Consider the following 26,334-nt stretch of genomic DNA (forward strand, 5'->3'; position numbering starts at 1 on the left):
GCGCAGGCATCCGCCCGCGGCGACGCTCATGCGCCGCCGCGGCCAAAGCCTGCGTCACGGGAAATCAGTCGCCGATATCGAAGGTCACGCCCTGTGCGAGAGGCAGTGCCGTCGAATAGTTGATGGTGTTGGTCGCGCGGCGCATGTAGGCCTTCCAGCTGTCGGAGCCGGCCTCGCGGCCGCCACCGGTTTCCTTCTCGCCGCCGAAGGCACCGCCGATCTCGGCGCCGCTCGGGCCGATGTTGACGTTGGCGATGCCGCAGTCGGAGCCGGCGCACGAGAGGAAGCGCTCGGCCTCGCGCATGTCGAGCGTGAAGATCGACGACGACAGGCCCGCGCCCACCGCGTTGTGCTGCTCGATCGCCTCGTCGAGCGAGGCATAGCGCACCACGTAGAGGATCGGCGCGAAGGTCTCGCGCAGCACCGCGCCGACATGCGCCTTGAGCTCGACCAGCGCCGGGCGCGCGTAGTAGGCCTCGGCACCGCCGATACCGTCGACGCGGCCGCCGCCATGCACGATCGCGCCGGCATCGCGGCTCTCGTCGAGCGCCTTCTGCATGCCCTCGAAGGCCGCGCGGTCGATCAGCGGACCGACCAGCGTGCCGGCCTCGCGCGGATCGCCGACCTTCACGCCGCCATACACCTTGATCAGGCGCGGCACCAGCTTGTCGTACACGCTCTCGTGCACGAACAGCCGGCGCAGCGTGGTGCAGCGCTGGCCCGCCGTGCCCATGGCCGCGAAGGCGATCGCGCGCAAGGTGAGGTCGAGGTCGGCCGAGGGCGTGACGATGGCCGCGTTGTTGCCGCCGAGTTCGAGGATGGCGCGCGCGAAGCGGGCCGCGAGTTTGGGACCGACCTGGCGGCCCATCGCGGTGGAACCGGTGGCCGACAGCACCGCCACGCGGTGGTCGTCGACCAGCAGCTCGCCGATGTCGCGCTGGCCCAGCAGCAGGCCGAGCAGACCTTCGGGCGCGTCGGCGCCGAAGCGCTCGATGGCGCGCGCCGCGATCGCATGCACCGCGAGCGCGGTCAGCGGCGTCTTCTCGGACGGCTTCCACACCACCGGGTCGCCGCACACCAGCGCCAGCGCCGCGTTCCACGACCACACCGCGACCGGGAAGTTGAAGGCCGAGATCACGCCACACACGCCCAGCGGATGCCAGGTTTCCATCATCCGGTGCTCGGCGCGCTCGGTGGCCAGCGTGAGGCCGTAGAGCTGGCGCGACAGGCCGACCGCGAAGTCGCAGATGTCGATCATTTCCTGCACCTCGCCCGCGCCCTCGGACGGCACCTTGCCGGCCTCGAGCGTGACCAGCCGGCCGAGGTCGCGCTTGGCCGCGCGCAGTTCCTCGCCGAGCAGCCGCACCAGTTCGCCGCGCCGCGGCGCCGGCACCGCGCGCCAGGCCTTGAAGGCGGCATGCGCGCGCGCGATGGTCTCGGTGGCCGCGGTCGGCGTGGTCTGCGCGACCTGCGCGATCACCTCGCCCGTGAGCGGCGAGCGCACCGTCAGCTCGCCGCCGACGTGGGACTCGCGCGGCACGCCCAGGCGCTGGAGCAGTTGTTCGACTTCGGAGGGCAGGGAAACGGAGGTGTGGACTTCGGACATGGGCGCGCTCCGCGGGGGAGTCGGGAAGAAAGAAGAAGGAAGGCGACCGGGGTCGGGGGAACCGCGCCAATATCTGCGAAGTGGGCGGGGTTGGCTAGTGAAAATATGGAAGGACTTGATGCGTTTGGGGAAGGAAGTGGCGCGGCCGAACGCCCCGCGGCGCGTTCGACGGACCGGCCCCACGCGTTACAGTGCGCCCGCCGTCCGTTCCGCCAGGGGACGCACGCCACCACCAACGACACACGACATGCCCGGGAGGAACACCTTGAATCTGGCTCGCTTCGCTTTTCTCATCGTTTCGGCCGCGACCCTGGTGGGTTGCGGCAATCTGCAGGGTCTTCAGGTCGCGTCGGTGCCTTCGGCGCTCGCGAGCCGCCCGATCGAGGTGAGCACCACGCCGCCGGCCAAGGAGGCGATCGCGCCACGCGGCCATGCGCTGGAAAAGCAGGGCCTCTACGTGCTGCAGACGGGCGGCGGCAGCGCCGTGACGGCCCTGCTCTTCGGCCCGGTGGGCATGGTGGCGAACGCCGCGAGCATCGGGGCGCAGACCCGCGAACTCGGGGAGGCGGCCAGCAGATCCAGCCTGCTGCAACTGAATCCGCTCGACGAGATGTCGACGGCCTGGAAGGCATTGCCGGCGCTGAGTCCGAATGCCGCGGCGGCCGATGGCAGCGCGCTGAAGATCGCGCCCTACCTGATGCTGTACGTCGACGACGACCGGAAGAATCTCTTCACCGTGGTCGGTCTGCGCGCGGAAGCGGCATCGACGGCGGGCGTGAAGGCCTGGAACGGCAACTACAACTTCGCGCTCGAGCGCAGCCTGCCCGTGGATCGGCTGAGCACGGCGTCCGCCGGCGCGGAGTTCGAGGCCTACAGGTCGGAAATCCAGGAAGCCTACCGGCAACTGCGCGCGGAACTGCTCGTGGACCTGAGCCCCGCCGCCTCGACCCGGCACGCGACGGTCGCCTCCGTCAAGGCGCCGATCCTCCGGTCCACCCTGATGGGCTTCGCGGGCTTCACGTCCGGCGACGCGGACATCGCGCCCGGCGGACGGCTCGTCATGCGCGTGAACATGGACAACTATGGTCCCGCCATGGACAAGTCGGTGCCCTACGTGCTGTGGATATTCCCGAGCGCGACGCAGTACACCTTCGACCTCGGACCGGAGCCACGCAAGGCGCGCCAATAGGCACACGGCCTTCGGTTCGATGACCCCCTTCACGCACCGGATCCCGCTCGGGCTCACGATGCTGCGCGCGCTGCTCGCGCCCGTGGTCGTGATCGCGGCCCTGGCCTTTCCGCACCGGCTGCTGTTCGGCGCCTGCCTCGTGCTGGCCTTTCTCTCGGACGTGTTCGACGGCATCATCGCGCGCCGGCTGAACATCGCCACCGCCAACCTGCGCCGCCTCGACAGCCTCGCGGATTCGCTGTTCTATGCGGGCGCCACGGCGGCGGCCTGGCTGCTGTACCCGCAGGTCTTTCGCGACCACGCGGTGGCGCTGCTCGCATTGCTCGCGCTCGAAATCGCCCGCTATGCCTTCGATCTCGCCAAGTTCGGGCGCGAGGCCAGCTATCACATGTGGTCGTCCAAGGCCTGGGGCCTGTTCCTGTTCGCGGGCTTCCTCTCGCTGCTGGGCTTCGGCGAGACGGGCGTGCCGGTGGCGCTGGCGATCTACGTCGGCATCGCGGCCGACCTCGAGGGGCTGGCGATCTCCTGCGTGCTGAAGGCGTGGAAGGCCGACGTGCCCTCGATCGTGCACGCGCTGCGGCTGCGCGCCGCGCACGATCGCCGATCTTCGGCACCCTGACCGCCCGCCGCGGCGTCAGCCCGGCCCCGCCGCCTCCGGCATCGGAATCCTCTGCCCCGCCGGCGACCCCGCCAGGCTCTGCGCCGGCCGGCGCAGCGAGGCATCGAAGGGATTGATCCTCGGCCCGATCGCCACCGCCTCGCGCTGCAGCAGGTCGACCACGGTCGGCAGCCGGTCGGCGTTGAGGCGGTCGGCGATGGTGCCCACGCTCAGCGCGGCCACGGCGCGGCCCTCGCGGTCGAGGATGGGCACGGCCACGCCGGCCATGCCCTCGAGCAGGCCGGTGTTGCGGCCCGCGAAGCCGCTCTGGCGCACGCGCTCGATCTCGGTGCGCAGGTAGACCTCGTCGTAGACGCCGTACTCGCGCACGCGCGAGAGGTTGAAGCGGATCACCTCCTCGCGCTCGCCCTCGGGCAGGAAGGCCAGGATCGCGAGCGCGCCCTGCCCCACGCCGAGCGCGATGCGCCCGCCGATGTCGCCGGTGAACGAGCGGATCGGGAACGGGCCCTCGCTGCGGTCGAGGCACACGGCATCGAAGCCGCTGCGCACCAGCAGGAAGATGCTGTCGCCCAGGCTCGCGCACAGGCGCAGCAGCGCGGGCCGGCACAGGGTGCGCAGGTCGCCGGGATTGCCGGCGTTGGCCGCGAGCGCGAAGAACTCGATGCTCAGCCGGTACAGCTTGCTGCGCTCGTCCTGCTCGACCACGCCCTCGGCCATCAGCGACTGCAGCAGGCGGTGCGTGGTGGCCTGCGTGAGGCCGACGGCGCGCGCGATCTGGGTGACGCGGCCGCCCTCGGCCTGCACCACGCCGAGCGCCCGGATCACCGAAAAGATGCGCGGCACGCCGCCGCTGGCCGCGGTTGTGGTTTCCATGTCCCGTTTCCTTGGAATACGTCGATCTTGCTCGGGCCATCATATTCCATTGAACGGAATAAATTGAAGAAATATTCTGATTAATGGAATACCCGTGGCGGTCTGGCGCGATCGTTGCAATAGAGTGAATCGAAAGCACTCACGCATTCACGGCCCCGGCGCAGGCGCGCCGGCCGTGGATTCCGATCTCCGACGAAAGGCGTTCCATGTCATTCCTGCGGCTCAGCGACGTGTCCAAGTCCTATGGCAGCACCCGCGCGGTGACGGCCATGAACCTCACTGTCGAGAAGGGCGAGTTCGTCTCGCTGCTCGGTCCCTCGGGCTGCGGCAAGACCACCACGCTGCAGATGATCGCGGGCTTCGAGGCCGTGACCAGCGGCCGCATCGAGCTCGCGGGCCAGGACATCACGCATGCCAAGGCCAACACGCGCGGCCTGGGCATCGTGTTCCAGAGCTATGCGCTGTTTCCGCACATGACGGTGGCCGACAACGTGAGCTTCGGCCTCGAGATGCGCAAGATGCCGAAGGCCGAGCGCCGCGAGCGCGTGCAGCAGGCGCTGGCGCTGGTGCACCTCGAGGCGCATGCCACGCGCTATCCGCGCGAGCTCTCGGGCGGCCAGCGGCAGCGCGTGGCGCTGGCGCGCGCGCTGGTGATCGAGCCGCCGGTGCTGCTGCTCGACGAGCCGCTGTCGAACCTCGACGCCAAGCTGCGCGAGGAGATGCAGTTCGAGCTGCGCCAGATCCAGCGCAAGGTCGGCACCACCACGGTGATGGTCACGCACGACCAGAGCGAGGCGATGTCGATCAGCGACCGCGTGGTGGTGATGGAAGGCGGCCGCGCGACGCAGATCGACCATCCGCACCGCGTCTACGAGCATCCGAGCACGCGCTTCATCTCGACCTTCGTGGGCAAGGCCAACCTGCTGCCGGGCCGGGTCACGGCCTGCGGCACGGGCAGCTGCAACGTGGCGGTCGGGCCGCTCGCGGTCGAAGTTGGCGAAGGCGGCTACGACAGCGGCGCCGCCGTGCTGATGAGCGTGCGCCCCGAGAAGCTGCAGCTGGTGCCCGCGGGCAGCGGCCGGCTCGACGGCACGGTGCGGGAGCGCTTCTTCCTCGGCAGCCAGTGGCTCTACCGGCTCGCCACGCCGGCCGGCGAACTCATGGTGCTGAGCCCCAACGACGGCCGCGCCGCGCTCGACGAAGGCGACGCGGCCGGCATCGACTGGCCCGCGCACTGCACGCGGCTGCTGCGCGACGACGAGGCGGTGGCGGCATGAGCGGGACTTCTCGCAAGGCCACGCCCTGGTGGCTCTCGGGCCCCGCGCTGGCGCTGTTCATCGCGCTGCTCGTGGTGCCGCTGCTGCTCACGGCCGTGCTGTCCTTCAACGTCTACGACCCGGCCAGCGGCCCGCGCACCGGCGAGTTCACGCTCGCGCACTACGCGCAGGTGTTCGGCGACGACTACTACCACGGCATCTTCTGGCGCACCTTCTGGATCTCGGCGCTGGTCACGCTGATCTGCGTGCTGATCGGCGCGCCCGAGGCCTATGTGCTGAGCCGCATGCGCAACCCCTGGCGCTCGGTGCTGCTGCTGGTGGTGCTGGCGCCGCTGCTGGTGTCGGTGGTGGTGCGCGCCTTCGGCTGGAGCATGCTGCTGGGCCCCGAGGGCGCGGTCAACGCGCTGCTGCAACTGGTGGGCATCGGCCCGGTGAAGATCCTCTACACCAGCGCGGCCGTGGTGATCGCGCTGGTGCACGTGATGCTGCCCTTCATGGTGATCCCGGTCTGGACCTCGCTGCAGAAGCTCGATCCCGGCGTGGAGAACGCGGCCCTCTCGCTCAATGCCACGCCCTTCACCACCCTGCGCCGCATCGTGCTGCCGCAGGTGATGCCCGGCATCCTCTCGGGCAGCCTGATCGTGTTCGGCCTCGCGGCGAGCTCGTTCGCGATTCCCGGCCTGCTCGGCGGGCGCCGCCTCAAGATGGTCGCGACCGTGGTCTACGACGAGTACCTGAGCGAGCTCAACTGGCCGCTGGGCGCGGCGGTGGCGCTCACGCTGCTGGTCGCCAACCTCGTGGTGATGCTGAGCTACAACCGGCTCGTGGAAGGCCGCTACAAGAAGGCGCTGGGGTGATCGCATGAGCAGGAACGGCCCCATCGCCCTCGCGTTCAACGCGCTCGTCATCGCCTTCATGCTGGCGCCGCTGCTGGTGGTCTGCATCGTCGCGTTCACGCCCGAGAACACGCTGACCATCCCGACCACGCACTTCTCGCTGCGCTGGTTCGAGGCGGTGTTCGCGCATCCCGACTTCGTGCAGTCGTTCTGGAACAGCCTGTGGCTAGCGCTGAGCGCGGCCACCATCGCGACGCTGCTCGCGGTGCCGGCCGGCATGGCGATCACGCGCTACGACTTCCCGGGCCGCGACTTCCTCAACGGCCTGTTCCTGTCGCCGCTGATCATTCCGCATCTGGTGCTCGGCGTCGCGCTGCTGCGGCTGTTCGCGCTGGTGGGCGGCACCGGCAGCTTCGGCTGGCTGGTGATGGCGCATGCGCTGATCGTCACGCCCTACACGCTGCGGCTGGTGGTGGCGGCGCTGGTCGGCTTCGACCGCAGCGCCGAGCAGGCGGCGCTCTCGCTGGGTGCGAGCCAGGCCACGGTGTTCCGCCGCATCACGCTGCCGATGATCCTGCCGGGCGTCACCGGCGGCTGGATGCTGGCCTTCATCAACAGCTTCGACGAAGTGACGATGTCGATCTTCGTCACCTCGCCGAGCACGGTGACGCTGCCGGTGCGCATGTACATGTACGCCACCGAATCGATCGACCCGCTGATGGCCGCGGTGTCGGCGCTGATGGTGGCGGTGACGGCCGTCGCGATGGTGGTGCTCGACCGACTCTATGGCCTGGACCGCGTGCTGGTGGGACGCAAGTAGATGGCGACCCACGCATTGCTGCACCGCGTGGCCGAGACCGGCCGCGCCACGGTGCCCTTCACGCTCGACGGCGCGCCCGCGTCGGCGCTGGCCGGCGACACGGTGCTGACCGCCGTGCTCACGCAGGCCGCCCAGCTGCGCCGCAACGAGTTCAGCGACGCGCCGCGCGCGGGCTTCTGCATGATGGGCGCCTGCCAGGACTGCTGGATCGCGACCGCCGAGGGCGAACGGCTGCGCGCCTGCTCCACCTTCATCGCGCCGGGCATGGCGCTGGTCACCGGCCGGGGCGAGGCATGACGACGACGCCACACCCTCCCGTGATCGTCGGCGCCGGACCGGCCGGCGTGCGCGCCGCACAGGCACTGGTCGCGCATGGCCTGCGCCCGGTCGTGATCGACGAGGCCGCGCGCGCCGGCGGACAGATCTACCGCCGCCCGCCCGCCAACTTCGTCGAACGCGCGGCGGCCACGCTCTACGGCTTCGAGGCCGCGCGCGCGAACGCGGTGCACGCAGCCTTCGACGGCCTGCGCGATCGCATCGACCACCGGCCCGACAGCCTGGTGTGGAACGCGCAGGGCGGCGTGCTCGACGTGCTGCACGGCCCGACGCGCAGCACCGCGCGCGTGCCGCATGGCCCGCTGATCGTGGCCACCGGCGCCACCGACCGCGTGCTGCCGCTGCCGGGCTGGACCCTGCCCGGCGTCTACACGCTCGGCGGCGCGCAGGTGGCGCTCAAGTTCCAGGGCTGTGCCATCGGGCAGCGCGTGGTGTTCCTGGGCACGGGGCCGCTGCTCTATCTGGTGGCCTACCAGTATGCGAAGGCCGGCGCGCAGGTCGCGGCCGTGCTCGACACCGCGCGACTCGCGGACCAGCTCGCGGCCACGCCCGCGATGCTGCGGCAGCCCGCGGTGTTCGCGAAGGGCGTCTACTTCGTCGCCTGGCTGCGCGCGCATGGCGTGCCGCTGCACGGCGGCGTGCGACCGCTGCGCGTGACTGGCGACGATGCCGCGAGCCGCGTCACCGGTGTCGCCTGGCACGACGGGCGCGAGGAGCGCCGCATCGATTGCGATGCCGTCGGCTTCGGCTATGCGCTGCGTTCCGAGACCCAACTGGCCGACCTGCTGGGCTGCCGCTTCGAATTCGCGCCGATGCATCGCGCCCACCTGCCGGTACGCGACGCGGCGGGCCGCTCGAGCGTGGCGGGCGTGTACCTCGCGGGCGATGGCGCCGGCATCATGGGCGCCGACGCGGCCGAGTGGGCCGGCGAACGCGCGGCGCTCGCGCTGCTCGCGGACCAGGGCGTGGCGGTCGATGGCGCGCGCGCCGCGATGCTCGAGAAGAAGCTCGACCAGCTGACGGGCTTTCGCCGCGGGCTCGAACGCGCGTTTCCGCTGCCGCACGACTGGGCCGCCCACGCACCCGACGAGCTCGTCGTCTGCCGCTGCGAGAACGTCACGGCCGGCACGCTGCGCCAGACCGTCGCGGTCAACGGCACCGACGAGCTCAACCGTCTCAAGGCGCTGTCGCGCGTGGGCATGGGCCGCTGCCAGGGCCGCATGTGCGGCGTGGCCGCGGCCGAGATCCTCGCGCACGCGACCGGCCAGCCGCTCGCGCAGGTCGGCCGGCTGCGCGGGCAGGCACCGGTCAAGCCGATACCGATCCGGCTCGTCACGCAGGGCCCCGCCGAGGGAGCGCGCACATGAGCACCACCCGCACCTTGCGCTGCGACATGGCGATCGTCGGCGGCGGCATCGTGGGTTCGTCGGCCGCGCTCGCGCTGCGGCGCATGGGCCTGGACGTGGTGCTGCTCGAGCGCGACCTCTGCGGCTCGCGCTCCAGCGGCGTCAACTACGGCGGCGTGCGGCGCCAGGGCCGGCCCTTGAGCCAGCTGCCGCTGGCGCAGCGCGCGCACCGCATCTGGGGCCGGCTCGGCGAACTGATCGGCACCGAGGGCGAGTACCAGCGCTCGGGCCATTTCAAGATCGGCCGCAGCGAGGACGACATGGCCGCGCTCGAGCGCTACCGCGCGAGCGTGCGCGACGCCGGCTTCGACCTCGGGCTCGAGCTGGTGACGGGCGCGCGGCTGCGCGAGCACTGCCCCTGGCTCGGCGCGCGCGCGCTCGGCGGCTCGCTGTGCATCGAGGATGGGCAGGCCAATCCGCGGCTGGTGTCGCCGGCCTTCGCGCTCGCGGCGCGCCATGCGGGCGCGCGGGTGCTCGAGCGCCACCGCGTCGACGAGGTCGCGCACGACGGCACGCTGTTCCGGCTGCGCGCCACCCATGCCGAAGGCACGCTCGAGGTGCGCTCGCCGGTGCTGCTGAACTGCGCGGGCGCCTGGTCGGGTCCGATCGCCACCCACTTCGGCGAGGCCGTGCCGCTGCAGTCGGGCCATCCCGCGATGGCGGTGACCGAGCCCCTGCCCTTCTTCATGGACTGGAGCCTCGGCGTCGAGGGCGGCGGCATCTACTGCCGCCAGGTCGCGCGCGGCAACCTGGTGCTCGGCGGCGGCGCCGGCATCGGCCTCGATGCCGAGCGCGCGCGTTCCGAGCGCGACGCCATCGCCACGCTGTCGGCGCAGGCGATCGAGCTGCTGCCGCGGCTCGCGCATGCGCATTTCATCCGCACCTGGAGCGGCACCGAGGGCTACCTGCCCGACCGCCAGCCGGTGCTGGGGCCGAGCCGCACCACGCCCGGCCTGTTCCACGGCTTCGGCTTCGCGGGCGCGGGCTTCCAGATCGGCCCGGCCGCGGGCGAGGTGCTGGCCGAGCTGGCGTGCGACGGCCGCAGCACCACGCCGATCGAGGCCTTCGCGATCGAGCGCTTCTTTCCCGACGCGAAGGCCGCGCGGCCCGCCGAAGCCGCCGCATCGGCCTCGCACTGAACACGACAAGAGCAACCCACCGCAACCGCAGATCCACCCTCGACACTGAACGGAGAGTCCCACCATGGCACGACGCGACCGCACTTCCTTTTTCCTCACCTTCGCCGCCACCGCTGTGGCCGCCCTCGCGGGCTTCGGCGGCGCGGTCCACGCGCAGACGAAGACGCTCTACATCGGCATGAACGGCGGCACGATGGAGAAGGCGTACACGCAATACGTCTTCCCGGCCTTCGAGAAGCTCTACGGCGCGAAGGTGGTGGTGGTGCCCGGCACCTCCTCCGACATCCTCGCCAAGGCCCAGGCCAACAAGGACCGGCCGCAGATGCACGTGATGTTCCTCGACGACGGCATCATGGTGCGCGCCATCGGCATGGGCCTGTGCCAGAAGCAGAAGCCCAATCCCTCGCTGGCCGAGATCTACCCGGCCGCGCGCTTCAAGGACGACATGGCCAGCGGCGTGAGCCTGGGCATGACCGGCCTGGCCTACAACGCGAAGATGTTCAAGGAGAAGGGCTGGGCCGCGCCCACCTCGTGGATGGACCTGGCCGATCCGAAGTTCAAGGGCAAGGTGGTGTTCCAGTCGATGTCGTCCTCGTCCTTCGGGCTGCACGGCTTCCTGATGTTCAACCGCATCCAGGGCGGCAACGACAAGAACGTGGAGCCCGGCTTCAAGGCCTGGCCGACCACCATCGGCCCGAACGTGCTCGAGTACATCCCGAGCTCGGCCAAGCTCTCGGAGATGGTGCAGACCGGCGAGGCCGCGATCTTCCCGCTCACGCCGACGGCCGTGGCCGCGCTCAAGGTCAAGGGCATTCCGGTGGAATACGCGCCGCCCAAGGAAGGCGCGGTGGTGCTGATGGTGGGCCAGTGCGTGATCGCCAACAACAGCGAGCCCGAGCTGTCGCAGAAGCTCGCCGAGTTCCTGCTGAGCCCGCTCGCGCAGGCCAACGTGCTGCAGTACGGCGCCCAGATCCCGACCAACCCCAAGGCGCCGGCCGTGGGCGAGGGCGCGACGCAGGTGGCCGAGATCAACCAGTGGATGAAGACCGCGGTCACCATCGACTGGGAGAGCATCAACGCCAACCGGCCGGCCTGGAACGCGCGCTGGAACAAGTCGATCGAGAAGTGACCGCGCTGGCGAGGGTGCTCAGCGCGTTCGGCGCAGCAGCACCGGCAGGCACAGCAGGTAGAGCACCGCGCCGGCCAGCCACACGATGCCCGGGAAGCGCGCGCGGAACGCGAAGTACAGCGGGCTGATCAGCAGCGGGCCGAACACCGAGGCCAGGCTGGCGATGCTCGCGAGCACGCCCTGCAGCCGCCCCTGCTGGGCCTCGCCCACGCGCGCCGACAGCGTGGACTGCAGCGCGGGCGCGCAGATGCCGCCCAGGCACAGGAAGGGCAGCAGCGCCAGCACCATCCAGCCGTGCGAGGCGAAGGCGATCAGCGCATAGCCGGTGCCGTCGGCGATGGTGCCGACCGCGATCGCCGTGCGCTCGCCCCAGCGCTCGACCAGCGGCCCGGCGACGAAGCCCTGCACCAGCGCCTGCAGCAGGCCGAAGACCGCGAGCGAGATGCCGACCATGCTGGCGTTCCAGGCGTAGCGGTCTTCGCCGTAGAGCACCCAGGTCGTGCCCGCGACCTCGCCCACCAGCACCAGCACGAGGAACACGCCGAGCACCGGCAGCAGCGCCGGAAAGCTCGCGGCCCAGCGCAGCGGCGCGAGCGGATGCAGCACGCCGCGGTCGAAGGGCTGCGAGGCGAGCGCCGGCGGCCGCGATTCGCGCAGCACCAGCAGGCCGACCAGGAAGGTCAGGCCGTTGAGCACGGCCGCCGCGATGAAGGGCAGGCGCACGCCGTGGTCGCCGAGCACGCCGCCGAGCGCCGGCCCGGCGATGAAGCCCAGACCGAAGCAGGCGCCCATGCGGCCGAACCAGCGCGCGCGCTGGTGCTCGGGCGTGAGGTCGGCGATGGCGGCCGAGGCCACGGCCATGCTCGCGCCCGTCATGCCGGCGATCGCGCGGCCCACGAACAGCAGCCACAGCGAGGGCGCGAAGGCCATGAACAGCGCGTCGATCGCCGCGCCCAGCACCGAGATCAGCAGCACCGGCCGGCGGCCGAAACGGTCGCTGAGCGCGCCGAGCACGGGCGCGCAGAGGAACTGCATCAGCGCGTAGAGCGAGAGGAAGGCGCCGAAGTGCCAGCCGAGCTCGCCGCTGTGGCCGACCTCGCGCAGCAGGCTCGGCACGATCGGCATGACCAGGCTGATGCCGATGGCATCGAGCGTGACGATCGCGAGGATCACCGCCTGCGCGTGGCGGTTTCCGGCGAATGGGAGGGAAATGGAGGACATGGTTAATTTATCTTTGATAAGGAATTATCATCGATAAATTCCGGGCCGTGAAGTACCCTCGCGGATCGACACCGGCAAGCACGACAACTGAATGAAACTGGACCGCGACGTGATCCTCCAGGCGGCGCTCGCGCTGCTCGACGAGGTCGGCATGGACAAGCTCAGCACCCGGCTCCTGGCCGAGCGGCTCGGCGTGCAGCAGCCCGCCCTCTACTGGCACTTCAAGAACAAGCGCGCGCTGCTCGACGCGATGAACGGCGAGATCCTGCGCCGCAGCCACCACCGCAAGCTGCCGCTGCCCGACGAGTCGTGGGAGAGCTTCCTGCGCGAGAACGCGCGCAGCTTCCGGCGCGCGCTGCTGGCGCGGCGCGACGGCGCGCGCCTGCATGCGGGCTCCGAGCCCGACCCGGGCGACCTCGACATGGTGGAGGCCCAGCTCGCGGCCGTGGTGCGCCTGGGCGTGCCGCCCGCGCAGGCGATGACCCTGCTGATCGCGCTGGGCCGCTACACCGTGGGCTGCGTGCTCGAGCAGCAGGCGACGCCGGCCGACGCGGCGATGCAGCAGCAGACGCTCGATGCCGCCGCGGCCTCGCGGCCGCTGCTGGCGGAGGCGTTCGCGACCTACCGCGCGGCGGGGCCCGATGCGCTGTTCGAGATCGGCGTGGACCTGATGCTCGAAGGCGCGAAGGTGCGGCTGGCGGCCCAGGCCCCGCAGGCGAGGCGCCGCGCGGCCGCCGAGGGCGCGCCGCCGCGGCGCGGCCCGGCGCCGCGGCGCTGAGGCCGGTTCAGCGCGCCTCGGCGCGGATCCAGCCCGCGGCCTTCTCGGCCATCATCAAGGTGGGGCTGTTGGTGTTGCCGCTCGTGATCGTGGGCATCGCGCCCGCATCGACCACGCGCAGCCCCTGCACGCCGCGCACGCGCAGCCGCGCATCGAGCACCGCCATTGGATCGTTGTCGGCGCCCATCTTGGTGGTGCCCACCGGATGGAAGATGGTGGTCGCGATGTCGCCGGCCAGGCGCGCGAGGTCCTCGTCGCTCTGGTACTGCACGCCGGGCTTCCATTCCTGCGGCTTGTACTTGGCGAGCGCGGGCTGCTCGGCGATGCGGCGCGTCACGCGCAGCGAGTCGGCCGCCACCTTGCGGTCGGCGTCGGTGCTCAGGTAGTTGGGCGCGATCGCGGGCGCGTCCTCGAAGCGCTTCGAGCGGATGCGCACCGTGCCGCGGCTGGTCGGGTTGAGGTTGCACACGCTCGCGGTGAAGGCCGGGAACGCGTGCAGCGGCTCGCCGAAGGCATCGAGCGACAGCGGCTGCACGTGGTACTGGATGTTGGGCCACTCGCGGTCGGGCGAGCTGCGCGTGAAGGCGCCGAGCTGCGAGGGCGCCATGCTCATCGGGCCGCTGCGGCTCAGCAGGTACTCGAGGCCGATGCGCGCCTTGCCGACCAGCGACGAGGCCAGCACGTTGAGCGTGGGCGCGCCGTCGATCTTGTAGACCGCGCGGATCTGCAGGTGGTCCTGCAGGTTGGCGCCGACGCCGGGCGCGTCGACCACCACCTCGATGCCGTGCTGGCGCAGCAGCTCGGCCGGGCCGATGCCCGAGAGCTGCAGGATCTGCGGCGAGCCGATGCTGCCCGCGCTCAGGATCACCTCGCGCGTGGCGTGCGCCGTCACCATCTCGTGGCCGTTCCAGATCCGGGCGCCGGTGCAGCGCTGCGTGCCGTCGGCCAGCCGCTCGATCACCAGCTTCGAGACCTGCGCGCCGGTCCAGAGCTCGAAGTTGGGCCGGCCGTAGCAGGTGGGCCGCAGGAAGGCCTTGGCCGTGTTCCAGCGCCAGCCGTTCTTCTGGTTGACCTGGAAGTAGCCCACGCCCTCGTTGCTGCCGCGGTTGAAGTCGGTGGTGTGCGGCACGCCGGCCTCGACCGCGGCGGCCGCGAAGGCGTCGAGGATGTCCCAGCGCAGCCGCTGCTTCTCGACCCGCCACTCGCCGCCCGCGCCGTGCATCTCGTCGGCGCCGAGGTAGAAGTCCTCGTGCTTCTTGAAGGCCGGCAGCACGTTCTGCCAGCGCCAGTCCTCGTCGCCGGTGAGCGCGGCCCACTGCTCGTAGTCGCGCGACTGGCCGCGCATGTAGATCATGCCGTTGATGCTCGAGCAGCCGCCCAGCGTCTTGCCGCGCGGATAGCGCAGCACGCGCCCGTTGAGGCCGGCGTCGGGCTCGGTGCTGTAGAGCCAGTCGGTGCGCGGATTGCCGATGCAGTAGAGGTAGCCCACCGGGATGTGGATCCAGTGGTAGTCGTCCTTGCGACCGGCCTCGACCAGCAGCACGCGCTTGTCCTTGTCGGCGCTGAGCCGGTTCGCGAGCAGCGCGCCGGCGGTGCCGGCGCCGATGACGATGTAGTCGAAGGTGGTGTCGTTGCTCAATGGGCTTGTCTCCGTCATCGATATTTTCCGTACTCATGGGTCGGCGCTAAGCCGCTGCGCCTGATTTGGCCCAATCCACGCCCGGAATGCCAATGAAATCGAATCAGATGGCGTATAAATCCGATTTATATGACTGCCGCCGCGATGGACTTGCAAATTCTGCGCGCCTTCGTGCTGGCCGCGCGCGAAGGCAGCGTCTCGCGCGCCGCCGCCAGGCTGCACCTCACGCAGCCCGCCGTGAGCCTGCAGCTCAAGCGCCTGGCGGAAGACACCGGCCTGCAGCTGTTCACGCGCACGCCGCACGGGCTGGCGCTCACGGCCGATGGCGCGGCGCTGCTGCCGCAGGCCGAGCGCGTGCTGGCCGCGGTGGGCGACCTGCAGCAGGCGGCGCGCAACCTGCAGTCGACGGTGCGCGGTGCGCTGCGCATCGGCACCATCCTCGATCCCGAATTCACGCGCCTGGGCATGTTCCTGCGCGAGCTGGTCGAGTCGGCGCCGCAGATCGAGACCGAGCTGCGCCACGGCATGAGCGGCACGGTGCTCTCGCAGGTGCTGCGCGGCGAGCTCGACGTGGGCTTCCATCTCGATGCGGAGGGCGATGCGGCCGGCGGCGATGCCGCGCTGGCCGCGCGCACCCTCACGCGCTTCACCTACCGCGTGGTGGCGCCGGCCGGCTGGGGGCCGCAGGTGACGGGGCGCGACTGGAAGGCGCTGGCGGCGCTGCCCTGGCTCGCGACGCCGCCCGAATCGGCGCACCACCGGCTGCTCGAGCGCGTGTTCGGACCGCTGGGGCTGGCGCCGCGCCGCGTGGCGCTGGTCGACCAGGAGGCCTCGATGCTCGACCTGCTGAAGTCGGGCGTGGGCCTGAGCCTGCTGCGCGACTCGATCGCGATCCGCGAGAGCCAGGCCCACGGGCTGGTGCTGGCCGACCGGGTGCAGCTCGACTGCGCGCTGCGCTTCGTGTCGCTGGCGGCGCGGCGCAACGAGCCGGTGATCGCGAGTGCCTGGGACGCGCTGACGCGCGCCTGGACCTGAGAAGGTATGAATGACCCTGCTGCGCGCCCCGAACGGTTTCACGAAAAGTTAAGAAAGGCCTCAGGAAAAACGGCGTGCTTCCCTACGTAATCGAGGGTTCGGTCGCACATGACGCCCCAGGGCCTACGGTTACGATGCGCGCTGCATTTTGAAACCTTTGGTTCGTCCCGCTCGCCCTTCCTCCTCCTCTTCCCACCCGCTCCCCCGGACCATGCCCTCCACCACGCCGCCTGCCGACAGCCCCGCTGCAGCCGACGTCGCCGCGAGACCCCGCATCGAGTCGCGCGAACAGGACGGCCGGCGCTGGATCGTGGCGAGCGGCCGCTGGACCACGCTGGCGATGTCCTCGGCCTCCGACTGGCAGGCGCTTGCGAAGAGCCTGGACGCGCTGCCGAAGCAGGACGACGCGGCCTGGGACCTGCGCCCGATCGCGCAGCTCGACCACATCGGCGCGCAGCTGCTGTGGGAGCGCTGGCACCACGACTGGCCGGCCACGCTCGAGATGGCGCCGCAGCACAAGGCGGTGCTCGACCAGGTGGCGCAGTACACCGTCGGCACGCCCGAGGAACCGCCGAAGACGCTGGTCGAACGGCTGCGCGACTTCTCGCACAACGGCCCGCGCGCGATGGGCGTGACGCGCGACTTCGTCGGCCTGATCGGCCAGCTCACGATCGACGTCGGCAGGCTGCTGGCGGCACCGCACCGCGGGCCCTGGCGCGACTTCTCGGGCCATCTCTACCAGTTCGGCGCGACGGCGCTGCACATCACGGCGCTGGTCGGGCTGCTGATCGGCGTGGTGCTGGCCTACCTGATCTCGCAGCAGCTGCGCCAGTACGGCGCCGAGACCTTCGTGGTCAACATCCTCGGCCTGTCGCTGGTGCGCGAGCTCGGGCCGGTGCTGGCGGCGGTGCTGATCGCGGGCCGCTCGGGTTCGGCGATCACGGCGCAGATCGGCGTGATGCGCGTGACCGAGGAGCTCGACGCGATGCGCGTGATGGGCATCCCGCACGGCTTCCGGCTGGTGATGCCGCGCGTGCTGGCGCTCGCCATCGCGATGCCGCTGATCAGCCTGTGGACCTCGATGGCGGCGCTCCTGGGCGGCATGCTCGCGGCCGACGCGGCGCTGGACATCTCGCCGGCCTATTTCCTCTCGGCGCTGCCGCGCGCGGTGCCGATCGCCAACCTCTGGCTGGCCACCGCCAAGTCGGCGGTGTTCGGCATCCTGATCGCGCTGATCGGCTGCTACTTCGGCATGAAGGTCAAGCCCAACACCGAGAGCCTGGGGCGCGGCACCACCTCGTCGGTCGTGACCTCGATCACCGCGGTGATCCTGGTCGACGCGCTGTTCGCCGTGCTGTTCAAGGGCATCGGGTTCCGCGGATGAACACGCAGGCCACGCCCTCCCCCGCCGCGTCCGAGACCGTGGTCGATATCCGCCGGCTGTGGACCGTGTTCAAGAACACCGATGGCGAGCAGGTGGTGCACCGCGACCTCGACCTGCGCATCGCGCGCGGCGAGGTGCTGTCGCTGGTCGGCGGCTCGGGCACCGGCAAGACGGTGCTGCTGCGCCAGATCCTCGGGCTCGAGAAGCCCTCGAAGGGCACGGTCGAGGTGCTGGGCCAGGCGCCCGGCGAACTCAGCGCGGCGGGCGCGGCCAACGTCGGCATGCTGTTCCAGCACGGCGCGCTGTTCTCGGCCTTCAGCGTGCTCGAGAACATCGCCTTTCCGCTGCGCGAACTCAAGCTCCTGCCCGACGAGCTGATCCGCAACGCGGCGCTGGTCAAGCTGCAGATGGTGGGCCTGGAGCCGCGCCACGCGAACCGCAGCCCGGCCGACCTGTCGGGCGGCATGATCAAGCGCGTGGCGCTGGCGCGCGCGCTGATCATGGACCCGCCGCTGCTGCTGCTCGACGAACCCACGGCCGGCCTCGATCCCGAGGCCTCCGACAGCTTCTGCGACCTGCTGCGCGGGCTGCACCGCGAGCTCGGCCTCACGGTGGTGATGGTCACGCACGACCTCGACACGCTGTTCGACCTGAGCACCCGCATCGCGGTGCTGGCCGACCAGAAGGTCATCGCCAGCGGCACCGCGCGCGAGGTGATCGCCTACCCGCATCCCTTCATCCACGAGTACTTTCTCGGTGGGCGCGGCCAACGCGCCCTGGAGGCGCTGCACGACCGACCCGCCCCCGAACGACATGCGCCGCGGCCCGAGGCCGGCGGCGCCGAAAGGTAGTCCATGGAAAACAAAGCCCATGCCCTCGCCGCCGGTGCCTTCGTGCTCGGCCTGCTCGCCGTGCTCGTCGGGCTGGTGGTCTGGTTCACGCGCGACAACACCGTGCGCAACATCTACGAGCTCTCCACGCGCGACGCGGTCAGCGGCCTGCAGCCGCAGGCGATGGTGCGCTACCGCGGCATCGCGGTCGGCAAGGTGACGCTGATCGACTTCGACCCCAAGGTGAAGGGCAACGTGCGCGTGCGCATCACGGTCGACGAGCGCGTGCCGCTGACCACCTCGAGCTTCGCCACGCTGAGCTACCAGGGCGTGACCGGCCTGGCCTTCATCGCGCTGGACGACAAGGGCGAATCGAACGTGGCGCTCAAGCCCGACAACGGCGATCCGCCGCGCATCCCGCTCAAGCCCTCGATGCTGGCCCAGCTGCAGGACCGCGGCGAGGCGATCATCAACCAGGTCGAGGAAGTGACCAAGCGCGCCAACCGCCTGCTCAACGACGACAACCAGAAGCGCGTGGCCGATGCGCTCGAGAACATCGCGGCCGCGACCTCGAGCGCCAACCAACTGATGCTGCGCCTCGACGGCACCGTGAAGACCGGCGTCGCCCCCGTGCTGCAGCGGCTGCCCGACACGCTCGACTCGGTGAAGAAGGCCGCGGGCGACGTCTCGCGCGTGGCGAACAACTTCAACGGCACCGTGACCCGGCTCAATGCGCCCGACGGCCCGGTGCAGCGCCTGGGCGACGGCACCAAGGCGCTGGCGCAGGCGGTCGATTCCTTCAACGCCGCCACGCTGCCGCGCGTGAACCGCGTGGCCGACGACACCTCGCACGCGGTGCGCCGGCTGGGCCGCGCGGCCGACAGCATCAACGACAACCCGCAATCGCTGCTGTTCGGCAACGGCGGCGCGGCGGCCGGACCGGGCGAGCCGGGCTTTTCGCCGCCGCCCGCTTCGGGCAACGGCGCCAAGCCCTGAGGCCCCGGCATCCACGATGGCAGGACAACGACCATGAAGAACGCCACGCATCCCCTTCTCGCTCTCTGCCTTGGCCTCGCGCTGCTGCTGGCCGGCTGCGGCGCGCTGCCCGACAAGCCCCAGCGCGCCACGCTCTACGACTTCGGTCCCGGACCGATGGCGGCGCAGCAGGCGAGCAGTGCGCCGGCGGCGCAGGCCATGATCGCGCTGCCCGAGATCGAGGCCAATCCGCGGCTCGACGGCACGCAGATCCTCTACCGGCTCGGCTATGCCGACGCCAACGAACTCAAGCCCTACGGCCAGTCGCGCTGGAGCCTGTCGCCCGCGCAGCTGCTGCGCCAGCGGCTGCGCGACACGCTGGCCGAGCGCCGCACCGTGCTGGGCCCCGAGGAGAGCGCGACCATCGCGCGCGCCGAGGGCCGCGTGCCCGATACGCTGCGCCTGTCGCTCGACGAGTTCAGCCACTACTTCGATTCGCCCGGCGCGAGCGTGGGCCTGGTGCGGCTGCGCGTCACGCTCGTGCGCAGCGGCACCGGCGGCGACCGCGTGATGGGCCAGAAGCTGATCACCGTGCGCCGGCCCGCGCCGAGCGCCGACGCACCGGGCGGCGTGAAGGCGCTGGCCGCGGCCAGCGACGCGGCGATCGCCGAGATCGTGCAGTGGGTGGACGAGCAGCAACAGCAGCAGCCGCGGTAGTAAGCTGCCGCCAGCCGCGGCACCCCGCATCGGCCCACGGACGGAGACACGCACCATGAACGCCACCCGCATCGTCGGCATCATCCTGATCGTCGCCGGCATCGCCGGGCTGGGCCTCGGCGGCTTCAGCTTCACGCGCGAGACCCATCAGGCCAAGCTCGGGCCGATCGAGCTGTCGGTGAAAGAGAAGCAGACCGTGAACTTCCCGGCCTGGGCCGGTGTCGCGGCGATCGTGGTGGGCGGGGTGCTGGTGCTGTTCGGCGGCCGCAAGGGCTGAACGGCCTCGCGGCCTCAGCCCCCGCGCGGCGCGGCCAGCTTCTCCTTCACCGCCTGCACCATGCGGTCGCCCAGCACCAGTTGCCCCTGCATCGAGATGTGGGTGTCGTTGGGCATGTAGAAGTCGCGCATCGCGGTCTTCTGCTGCTGCGCGAACGCGAACAGGTCGGGACCGAGCCCGGCGTCGCCGAAGGCCTTCACGAAGTCCCGCGAATGCGCGGGCTTGAGGTAGGTGGTGGTCTTGTCGGGCACCATCATCCAGAGGATCGGCACCGTGCCGCGCGCCTGGCCGAAGGCCTGCAGCTGCGCCGCGTGCGCGGCCGTGAGTTCGCGGCTGGCCTCGTCCTGGGCCAGGAACAGCGCCATCTCGCAGCGCCGGTTGCTGAACAGCGCGCAGCCGTCGGCCACGGCGCGCGCATGCGTCTGCTGGTCGCAGCCGCTGCGCTTCTTGCCGGCGATGGCCGCGCGCGTGCAGCGCTGCGTGAGGAAGCCGGCGTAGATCTGGCCCTCCCAGTTGAGCGCGAAGCCCGGCACGTGGTCGAGCGGCGGCGACGGCACCTCGGGCTTGGCGACCAGCGGCTTCTTCATCTGCCGGCAGTCCCGCGAGCGCTCGAGGCGGAAATCGACGATCCGCTCCACGCTCTCGATGATCACCAGCTTGCCGCGAAAGCCGCCGGCTTCGAGCCAGTGGTCGAAGTCGTCGCACAGCGTCTCGTCGATGTCCTGCCAGTAGGTGGTGGCGACGCTGTAGCCGGCCTTGGCGAGCTGCGACTGCCAGCGGTGCGTGGCCGAGAAGCTGTCGCCGATGACCAGGATGTCGGCCTGTGCGACCGGCGCGCCGCGCAGCAGCGCCGGGTCGACCCGCGGCGGGTCGATGCGCCAGCCGAAGTCATGGTCGGAGATGCGCCCGATGCGCGCGAGGTCGCCATAGGGCGCGGGCGTGAAGAGGGTCTGCAGCAGCAGCCCGACGAACACGGCGTAGCCGATGCCGAAGATCCAGAGCCACAGCCTGGCGAAGGAAGAGTTCATTGTCATGGCGCGGTCTCCCCGCGCATCTCGGCCTGGAAGCCATAGGAGTTGGAAAAGACGAGGTCGATGCCCTCGGCGCCATCTTCGCGCAGCCGCAGCAGGTAGCGGGTGCGCAGCGGTTCGCCGAGGATGCGTGCCTCCACGTCGAAGCTGCTCGCATCGCTCCAGCGGCCCCGGGTGGCGACCACCGGCATCGGGCCGCCCGCGGGGCTGGTGCGGAACAGGCCGTCGAGGCCGATCGGCGCGGTGAAGCGCTCGTCGGCGCCGCCGGGGCGGCGCGCGGCGGTCACGACCTCGTAGCGCGGGTTCGCGGGATCGAGCTCGAGCCGCAGGCTGCGCAGCCCGATCGGATTGGTGCCGAAGCGCCAGGTGCGGCCCGCGAGGCGCTGCGCCGCGTCGGGCACCGGGCCGACCTCGGAGGGCTTCTCGGCCGTGGCCTTCGCCACCGCGGCCTCGAGCGCGGCCTGGGCCGCGGCATCGTCGGCGACGGCGCCGCCGGCCTTGACCGACCGCAGGATGCGCTCGATCAAGAGCGGCACCGGCGCCGCGCGTGTGCTCGTGAACACCGCCACCGCGTCGGCCTCGGGCAGCACCACGATGCCCTGGCCGTTGTGGCCCATGGCCATGTAGACGCGGCGCGCGGGCAGGGTCCACCAGCCGTTGGCATAGAAGAAGCCCGGCGTGCCGAGGTCCTTCATCTCGACCGTGGCCGCGAGGTTCTTCGCGACCCAGGCGGCCGGCACGAGCTGGCGGTCTTCCCAGCGGCCGCCGCGCAGGTAGAGCTGGCCGATCTTCGCCATGTCGCGCGGCTGCAGCGCCAGGCCGAAGCCGCCGACGGGCACGCCCTGCGGGTCCTGGCGCCAGCGCAGGTCGGCGATGCCCAGCGGCTTGAACAGGCGCTCGGTGGCATAGGCCTGCAGGTCGCCGCCGGTGCGCCGCGCGAGCAGGGCCGACAGCAGCTGCGAGTTGCCGCTGTTGTAGTTGAAGCCGGCGCCGGGCGCCTGCGCCATCGGGCGGCCGCGCACGTAGGCGGCCCAGTCGCGCGCACGCTCCATCTCGATCAGCGAGACCGGCTTGCCGCGGTCGTTGAGCGGCTCGGTCCAGTCGATGCCCGATGTCATGTCGAGCAGGTGCGCGACCGTGACCGCGCCGCGCTGGGGATCGGTGGCGTTGTCGAACACCGGGTCGTCGAGGCGCAGCCGGCCGTCCTCGATCGCGATGCCCGCGAGCGTGCCGACCACGGCCTTGGTGACCGAGTTGACCGCGTGGCGCAGGCCGGGGCGGAACGGCGCGTAGTAGGCCTCCACCACGATGCGGCCGTGGCGCACCACCAGCAGGCTGTCGAGCTGGTGGGTGGCGCCGAGCTCGACCAGCCGCGCGAGCTCGGCCGGGTCCATGCCCTGCGAGGCGGGCGTGGCGACGGTCCAGCCGGCGGTGGGCCAGGGGCCGTCGTCGGCCGCGGCGGCACCGCCGGCGAAGGCGAGGGAGACGGACAGCGAGAGGGCCTGGAGGCCCGCGGCCATGGCGTGCGAGGCGTTCATCGGCGGCTCGCCCCCAGCCGTTGCGACACCGCGTCGGCGCAGCCCTTGAGCGCGGTGCCGATGGCGCCGTCCCAGGTCGTGTCGAAGATGCCGGCCGGGCCGATGGCGGTGATCGCGAGCACGATCGCGCCCGTGTGGTCGAACACCGGCGCGGCCATGGCGCTCACGCCCTCGATCACCTCGCCGTCGGAACGGCTGATGCCGTGCGCGCGCACCTCCTGCAGCTGGCGCTCGAAATCGGCCCACGAGGGCAGCGGCTGCACCGGCGGCATGCCGGCCGGCGGCGCGGGCTCGGCCTTGCGCTGCTTCTGGCGCAGGCGCTCGGCCTCGAGCAGTTCGCGCACGCGCTCGGCATCGAGGTAGGCCGCGAACACCCGGCCCGAGGCCGTGTTGGTCAGCGAGAACACCGTGCCATGGCGCATGTTGACGTGCACCGGCGAGGGCGATTCGGCCGTGCGCACGATGGTCGCGCCGCGCGCGCCCCAGACCGCCAGCGCGATGGTGTGGCCGGTCTGCTGCGCGAGCTGGGCGATGGCCGGGGTGGCGATGTGCACCGGGTCGGCCTGCTGCAGGCTGATCAGGCCCAGTTGCAGCGCCAGCGGGCCGAGCAGATAGTGGCCGCTCGCGCGGTCCTGCTCGATCAGCCCCAGCCGGCCGAAGCTCACCATGTAGGGATGGGCCTTGGCGGGCGTCATGTCGGCCTCGCGCGCCAGGTCCTTGAGCGCCATCGGCCGGCCGTGGTGCACCAGCGCGCGCAGCAGCTGGCCGCCGACCTCGATGCTCTGGATGCCGCGCTGGGCGCGGTCGGCGTCAGGTTGTGCTTCGTTCATGGAGTGGGGATTAGACATGAAGCGATTCGCGGCTTACACTCGTGCAAATTCGTTAACTGCAAATTCGTTCGCCCTAAACGAATTTCAACCACCCGCCACCCCACCCCCCAAACACTCCACCGGAGACACACGATGAGCCAAGCCAAGAAATTCGCCAGCCAGGCCGACATGGAAGAGAAGAAGGTCACCTTCAGCCAGATCTCGGAACACGCCTAGGCCTACACCGCCGAGGGCGACCCGAACACCGGCATCGTGATCGGCGACGACTGCGTGCTGGTGGCCGACACCCAGGCCACGCCCGCGATGGCGGCCGACGTGGTGCGCCGCATCCGCGAAGTGACCGACAAGCCGATCAAGTACGTGGTGCTCACGCACTACCACGCGGTGCGCGTGCTGGGCGCGGCCGGCTACGGTGCCGAGCACATCCTGGCCAGCCAGGACACGCGCGACCTGATCGTCGAGCGCGGCGAGCAGGACAAGGCCAGCGAGATCGGCCGCTTCCCGCGCCTGTTCCAGAACGTCGAGACCGTGCCGCCGGGCCTGACCTGGCCCACCATGACCTTCACCGGCAAGATGACCCTGTGGCTCGGCAAGCTCGAGGTGCAGCTGCTGCAGCTCGGCCGCGGCCACACCAAGGGCGACACCGTGGTCTGGCTGCCGCAGGAACGCGCGCTGCTCTCGGGCGACCTGGTCGAGTTCGGCGCCACGCCGTACGCGGGCGACGCCTACTTCAAGGACTGGCCGCAGACGCTGGACAACGTCGCCGCCCTCAAGCCCGCCGCGCTGGTGCCGGGCCGCGGCGCCGCGCTGACCACGCCCGAGGCCGTGGCCGAGGGCCTGACGGGCACGCGCGACTTCATCGCCGACGTCTACGCCAGCGTGCAGGAAGGCGTGAAGGCCGGGCGCGACCTGAACGCGGTCTACAAGGACACCTACGAGAAGCTCAAGCCCAAGTACAGCCAGTGGGTGATCTTCGACCACTGCATGCCCTTCGACGTGAGCCGCGCCTACGACGAGGCCTCGGGCCACGTCGACCCGCGCGTGTGGACGGCCGAGCGCGACGTGGAGATGTGGAAGGCGCTCGAAGGCTGAGACGGGCGCTCCCTCCCCGCCGAGGGAGCGGCAGGACAGAAGAGACGGAGACAACGGACGTGAACGCACTCGCCACCGAAGCCGCGCAGGTCGACTACCAGAGCCTGCGCTTCGACTACCGCCGCCACCCCGACCAGGACGCGGCCCCGCCCGCGCGCCACCCGGTGGTGGTGGTCGGCGCCGGCCCCGTGGGCCTGGCGCTGGCCATCGACCTCGCGCTGCGCCAGGTGCCGGTGGTGCTGCTCGACAACGACAACACGCTGTCGACCGGATCGCGCGCGATCTGCTTCGCCAAGCGCACGCTCGAGGTCTTCGACCGGCTGGGCTGCGGCGACCGCATGGTCGACAAGGGCGTGTCGTGGAACATCGGCAAGGTCTACTTCCACGACGAGCAGGTCTACCGCTTCGACCTGCTGCCCGAGCCCGGCCACGAGCGCCCGGCCTTCATCAACCTGCAGCAGTACTACGTCGAGGGCTACCTGGCCGAACGCGCGGCCCAGCTGCCGCTGATCGACATCCGCTGGAACAACAAGGTCACCGGCATCGCGCAGGACGCAGATGGCGCGACGCTGACCGTGGAGACGCCCGAGGGCGAGTACCGCCTGGCCGCCGACTACGTGAGCGCCTGCGACGGCTCGCGCTCGAACCTGCGCCAGCTGCTGGGCCAGGAATCGAAGGGCCGCGTGTTCCGCGACCGCTTCCTGATCGCCGACATCACGATGGACGCGCAACTGCCGACCGAGCGCCGCTTCTGGTTCGACCCGCCCTTCCATCCGGGCCAGAGCGTGCTGCTGCACAAGCAGGCCGACGGCATGTGGCGCATCGACTTCCAGCTCGGCTGGGAGGCCGACCCGGTGGAGGAGCGCAAGCCCGAGCGCATCGTGCCGCGCGTGCGCGCGCTGCTCGACAGCATCGGCCACGCGGGCGTGCAGTTCGAGATCGGCTGGGCCAGCGTCTACACCTTCGCCTGCCAGCGCATGGACAGCTTCCGCCACGGCCGCGTGCTGTTCGCGGGCGACTCGGCGCACGGCGTGTCGCCGTTCGGCGCGCGCGGCGCCAACTCGGGCGTGCAGGACGCCGACAACCTGGCCTGGAAGCTGGCCGCCGTGGTGCGCGGCGAGGCGCCCGATGCGCTGCTCGACAGCTATGCCGGCGAGCGCGAGTACGCGGCCGACGAGAACATCCGCAACTCAACCCGCGCCACCGACTTCATCACGCCCAAGAGCGAGGTCAGCCGGCTGTTCCGCGACGCGGTGCTGGCGCTGACGCGGCAGCACGCCTTCGCGCGCACGCTGGTCAACAGCGGCCGGCTGTCGGTGCCCTCGGTGCTGCGCGGTTCGCCGCTCAACACGCCCGACGCACACGGCGACGGCTTCGCGGGCGCGATGGTGCCGGGCGCGGCCGCGGCCGACGCGCCGGTGGCGCTCGCCGAGGGCGGCAGCGGCTGGCTGCTGCGCGAGCTCGGCCGCACGCACGGCTTCACGGCGCTGGTGTTCGGCGATGCCGACGACGCGGCGGTCGCGCAGAGCCTGCGCGCCATCGACGCCGCGGGCCTGCCGCTACGCACGGTGCGCGTGCCCGCGGGCGCGGCGAGCGAACTGGCCGTGCGGCGCTACGATGCGCGGCCCGGCACCGTCTACCTGCTGCGTCCCGACCAACATGTGAGCGCGCGCTGGCGCGCACCGTCGCCCGCACAGATCCGCGCGGCCTTCGACCGCGCGCTGGCCCGCGCCTGAGACGACACGCAGCGAGACATT

24 protein-coding genes and 1 pseudogene are annotated in these 26,334 nt (G+C 71.1%); 18 read left to right on the forward strand and 7 right to left on the reverse strand.

Features of this window, described 5'->3' with window-relative positions:
• Positions 1 to 64 precede the first annotated feature (64 nt).
• Positions 65 to 1,606, reverse strand: a complete 1,542-nt coding sequence (amaB, locus tag R0232_RS32465) for an L-piperidine-6-carboxylate dehydrogenase (RefSeq protein ID WP_431510692.1) — start codon at positions 1,604 to 1,606, stop codon at positions 65 to 67.
• Positions 1,607 to 1,871: 265 nt separating this feature from the next.
• Between amaB and R0232_RS32470 the strand changes: the two genes are divergently transcribed.
• Together R0232_RS32470 and R0232_RS32475 are read left to right on the forward strand one after the other, a co-directional pair.
• Positions 1,872 to 2,795, forward strand: a complete 924-nt coding sequence (locus tag R0232_RS32470; RefSeq protein WP_398496702.1) for a hypothetical protein — start codon at positions 1,872 to 1,874, stop codon at positions 2,793 to 2,795.
• Positions 2,796 to 2,814: 19 nt separating this feature from the next.
• On the forward strand, positions 2,815 to 3,414 hold the full coding sequence (locus tag R0232_RS32475) for a CDP-alcohol phosphatidyltransferase family protein (RefSeq protein ID WP_398496704.1): 600 nt from the start codon (positions 2,815 to 2,817) through the stop codon (positions 3,412 to 3,414).
• Between the two features lie 15 nt (positions 3,415 to 3,429).
• Here R0232_RS32475 and R0232_RS32480 read toward each other — a convergent pair whose 3' ends face one another.
• Positions 3,430 to 4,287, reverse strand: coding sequence for an IclR family transcriptional regulator (locus R0232_RS32480; protein WP_261210075.1), 858 nt, complete (start codon positions 4,285 to 4,287; stop codon positions 3,430 to 3,432).
• 206 nt (positions 4,288 to 4,493) lie between these two features.
• On the opposite strand from R0232_RS32480, the gene R0232_RS32485 reads away from it, so the two are divergent.
• The 7 genes from R0232_RS32485 to R0232_RS32515 all read left to right on the forward strand — a co-directional run bounded on the left by R0232_RS32485 (position 4,494) and on the right by R0232_RS32515 (position 11,230).
• Complete coding sequence (locus tag R0232_RS32485) at positions 4,494 to 5,564, forward strand: ABC transporter ATP-binding protein (RefSeq protein ID WP_431510693.1); 1,071 nt, start codon at positions 4,494 to 4,496, stop codon at positions 5,562 to 5,564.
• Positions 5,561 to 6,421, forward strand: coding sequence for an ABC transporter permease (locus R0232_RS32490; RefSeq protein WP_093351028.1), 861 nt, complete (start codon positions 5,561 to 5,563; stop codon positions 6,419 to 6,421). The genes R0232_RS32485 and R0232_RS32490 overlap by 4 nt, the downstream gene beginning before the upstream one ends.
• Before the next feature lie 4 nt (positions 6,422 to 6,425).
• Entirely contained in the window at positions 6,426 to 7,220 is a 795-nt protein-coding gene (locus tag R0232_RS32495; protein ID WP_431510694.1) for an ABC transporter permease, read from the forward strand.
• Positions 7,221 to 7,517: a (2Fe-2S)-binding protein gene (locus R0232_RS32500; protein WP_431510695.1), complete on the forward strand. Its 297-nt coding sequence runs from the start codon at positions 7,221 to 7,223 to the stop codon at positions 7,515 to 7,517. It begins immediately after the preceding gene.
• Complete coding sequence (locus tag R0232_RS32505; RefSeq protein ID WP_431510696.1) at positions 7,514 to 8,923, forward strand: FAD-dependent oxidoreductase; 1,410 nt, start codon at positions 7,514 to 7,516, stop codon at positions 8,921 to 8,923. Before R0232_RS32500 ends, R0232_RS32505 begins: the two co-directional genes overlap by 4 nt.
• Positions 8,920 to 10,101: an NAD(P)/FAD-dependent oxidoreductase gene (locus R0232_RS32510; RefSeq protein WP_431510697.1), complete on the forward strand. Its 1,182-nt coding sequence runs from the start codon at positions 8,920 to 8,922 to the stop codon at positions 10,099 to 10,101. The genes R0232_RS32505 and R0232_RS32510 overlap by 4 nt, the downstream gene beginning before the upstream one ends.
• A gap of 64 nt (positions 10,102 to 10,165) precedes the next feature.
• Positions 10,166 to 11,230 carry an ABC transporter substrate-binding protein gene (locus R0232_RS32515; RefSeq protein WP_296780451.1) on the forward strand — a complete coding sequence of 355 codons (1,065 nt, stop codon included), beginning with the start codon at positions 10,166 to 10,168 and terminating at the stop codon, positions 11,228 to 11,230.
• A gap of 18 nt (positions 11,231 to 11,248) precedes the next feature.
• Here R0232_RS32515 and tet read toward each other — a convergent pair whose 3' ends face one another.
• Positions 11,249 to 12,451, reverse strand: coding sequence for a Tet(A)/Tet(B)/Tet(C) family tetracycline efflux MFS transporter (tet, locus tag R0232_RS32520; RefSeq protein WP_431510698.1), 1,203 nt, complete (start codon positions 12,449 to 12,451; stop codon positions 11,249 to 11,251).
• A 91-nt stretch (positions 12,452 to 12,542) separates the two neighbouring features.
• On the opposite strand from tet, the gene tetR reads away from it, so the two are divergent.
• Complete coding sequence (gene tetR / locus R0232_RS32525) at positions 12,543 to 13,229, forward strand: tetracycline resistance transcriptional repressor TetR (RefSeq protein WP_431510699.1); 687 nt, start codon at positions 12,543 to 12,545, stop codon at positions 13,227 to 13,229.
• 7 nt (positions 13,230 to 13,236) lie between these two features.
• Here the strand turns inward: tetR and R0232_RS32530 are convergent, their stop codons facing one another.
• On the reverse strand, positions 13,237 to 14,868 hold the full coding sequence (locus R0232_RS32530) for a GMC family oxidoreductase (protein ID WP_431510700.1): 1,632 nt from the start codon (positions 14,866 to 14,868) through the stop codon (positions 13,237 to 13,239).
• A 129-nt stretch (positions 14,869 to 14,997) separates the two neighbouring features.
• Here R0232_RS32530 and R0232_RS32535 point away from each other — a divergent pair, with 129 nt between their 5' ends.
• The 6 genes from R0232_RS32535 to R0232_RS32560 all read left to right on the forward strand — a co-directional run bounded on the left by R0232_RS32535 (position 14,998) and on the right by R0232_RS32560 (position 20,086).
• Positions 14,998 to 15,903 carry a LysR family transcriptional regulator gene (locus R0232_RS32535; RefSeq protein WP_208511068.1) on the forward strand — a complete coding sequence of 302 codons (906 nt, stop codon included), beginning with the start codon at positions 14,998 to 15,000 and terminating at the stop codon, positions 15,901 to 15,903.
• 211 nt (positions 15,904 to 16,114) lie between these two features.
• A complete protein-coding gene (locus R0232_RS32540) occupies positions 16,115 to 17,287 on the forward strand; it encodes an MlaE family ABC transporter permease (protein ID WP_431510701.1) in 1,173 nt (390 codons plus the stop codon).
• Positions 17,284 to 18,138: an ABC transporter ATP-binding protein gene (locus R0232_RS32545; protein WP_431510702.1), complete on the forward strand. Its 855-nt coding sequence runs from the start codon at positions 17,284 to 17,286 to the stop codon at positions 18,136 to 18,138. The genes R0232_RS32540 and R0232_RS32545 overlap by 4 nt, the downstream gene beginning before the upstream one ends.
• A 3-nt stretch (positions 18,139 to 18,141) precedes the next feature.
• Positions 18,142 to 19,113 carry an MlaD family protein gene (locus tag R0232_RS32550; RefSeq protein WP_431510703.1) on the forward strand — a complete coding sequence of 324 codons (972 nt, stop codon included), beginning with the start codon at positions 18,142 to 18,144 and terminating at the stop codon, positions 19,111 to 19,113.
• Positions 19,114 to 19,146: 33 nt separating this feature from the next.
• On the forward strand, positions 19,147 to 19,809 hold the full coding sequence (locus R0232_RS32555; protein ID WP_431510704.1) for an ABC-type transport auxiliary lipoprotein family protein: 663 nt from the start codon (positions 19,147 to 19,149) through the stop codon (positions 19,807 to 19,809).
• 55 nt (positions 19,810 to 19,864) lie between these two features.
• A complete protein-coding gene (locus R0232_RS32560; protein ID WP_057593185.1) occupies positions 19,865 to 20,086 on the forward strand; it encodes a hypothetical protein in 222 nt (73 codons plus the stop codon).
• 14 nt (positions 20,087 to 20,100) lie between these two features.
• Here R0232_RS32560 and R0232_RS32565 read toward each other — a convergent pair whose 3' ends face one another.
• From R0232_RS32565 to R0232_RS32575, 3 genes are read right to left on the reverse strand one after another with little or no spacing between them, the layout of a single operon-like run.
• Positions 20,101 to 21,120, reverse strand: a complete 1,020-nt coding sequence (locus R0232_RS32565; protein ID WP_431510705.1) for a hypothetical protein — start codon at positions 21,118 to 21,120, stop codon at positions 20,101 to 20,103.
• The gene (locus R0232_RS32570; protein ID WP_431510706.1) at positions 21,117 to 22,655 is read right to left on the reverse strand and encodes a serine hydrolase domain-containing protein; all 1,539 of its coding nucleotides are present in this window, start codon (positions 22,653 to 22,655) and stop codon (positions 21,117 to 21,119) included. Before R0232_RS32570 ends, R0232_RS32565 begins: the two co-directional genes overlap by 4 nt.
• Complete coding sequence (locus tag R0232_RS32575; RefSeq protein WP_057593182.1) at positions 22,652 to 23,485, reverse strand: IclR family transcriptional regulator; 834 nt, start codon at positions 23,483 to 23,485, stop codon at positions 22,652 to 22,654. Before R0232_RS32575 ends, R0232_RS32570 begins: the two co-directional genes overlap by 4 nt.
• 132 nt (positions 23,486 to 23,617) lie before the next feature.
• On the opposite strand from R0232_RS32575, the pseudogene R0232_RS32580 reads away from it, so the two are divergent.
• Both R0232_RS32580 and R0232_RS32585 read left to right on the forward strand, forming a co-directional pair.
• Positions 23,618 to 24,577, forward strand: a pseudogene (locus tag R0232_RS32580) (MBL fold metallo-hydrolase).
• A gap of 59 nt (positions 24,578 to 24,636) precedes the next feature.
• A complete protein-coding gene (locus tag R0232_RS32585; protein ID WP_431510707.1) occupies positions 24,637 to 26,313 on the forward strand; it encodes an FAD-dependent oxidoreductase in 1,677 nt (558 codons plus the stop codon).
• Positions 26,314 to 26,334 lie beyond the last annotated feature (21 nt).

Origin of the sequence: Variovorax sp. DAIF25 (genome assembly GCF_050711835.1) — a bacterium.
In the GTDB taxonomy this organism is placed as follows: domain Bacteria; phylum Pseudomonadota; class Gammaproteobacteria; order Burkholderiales; family Burkholderiaceae_C; genus Variovorax.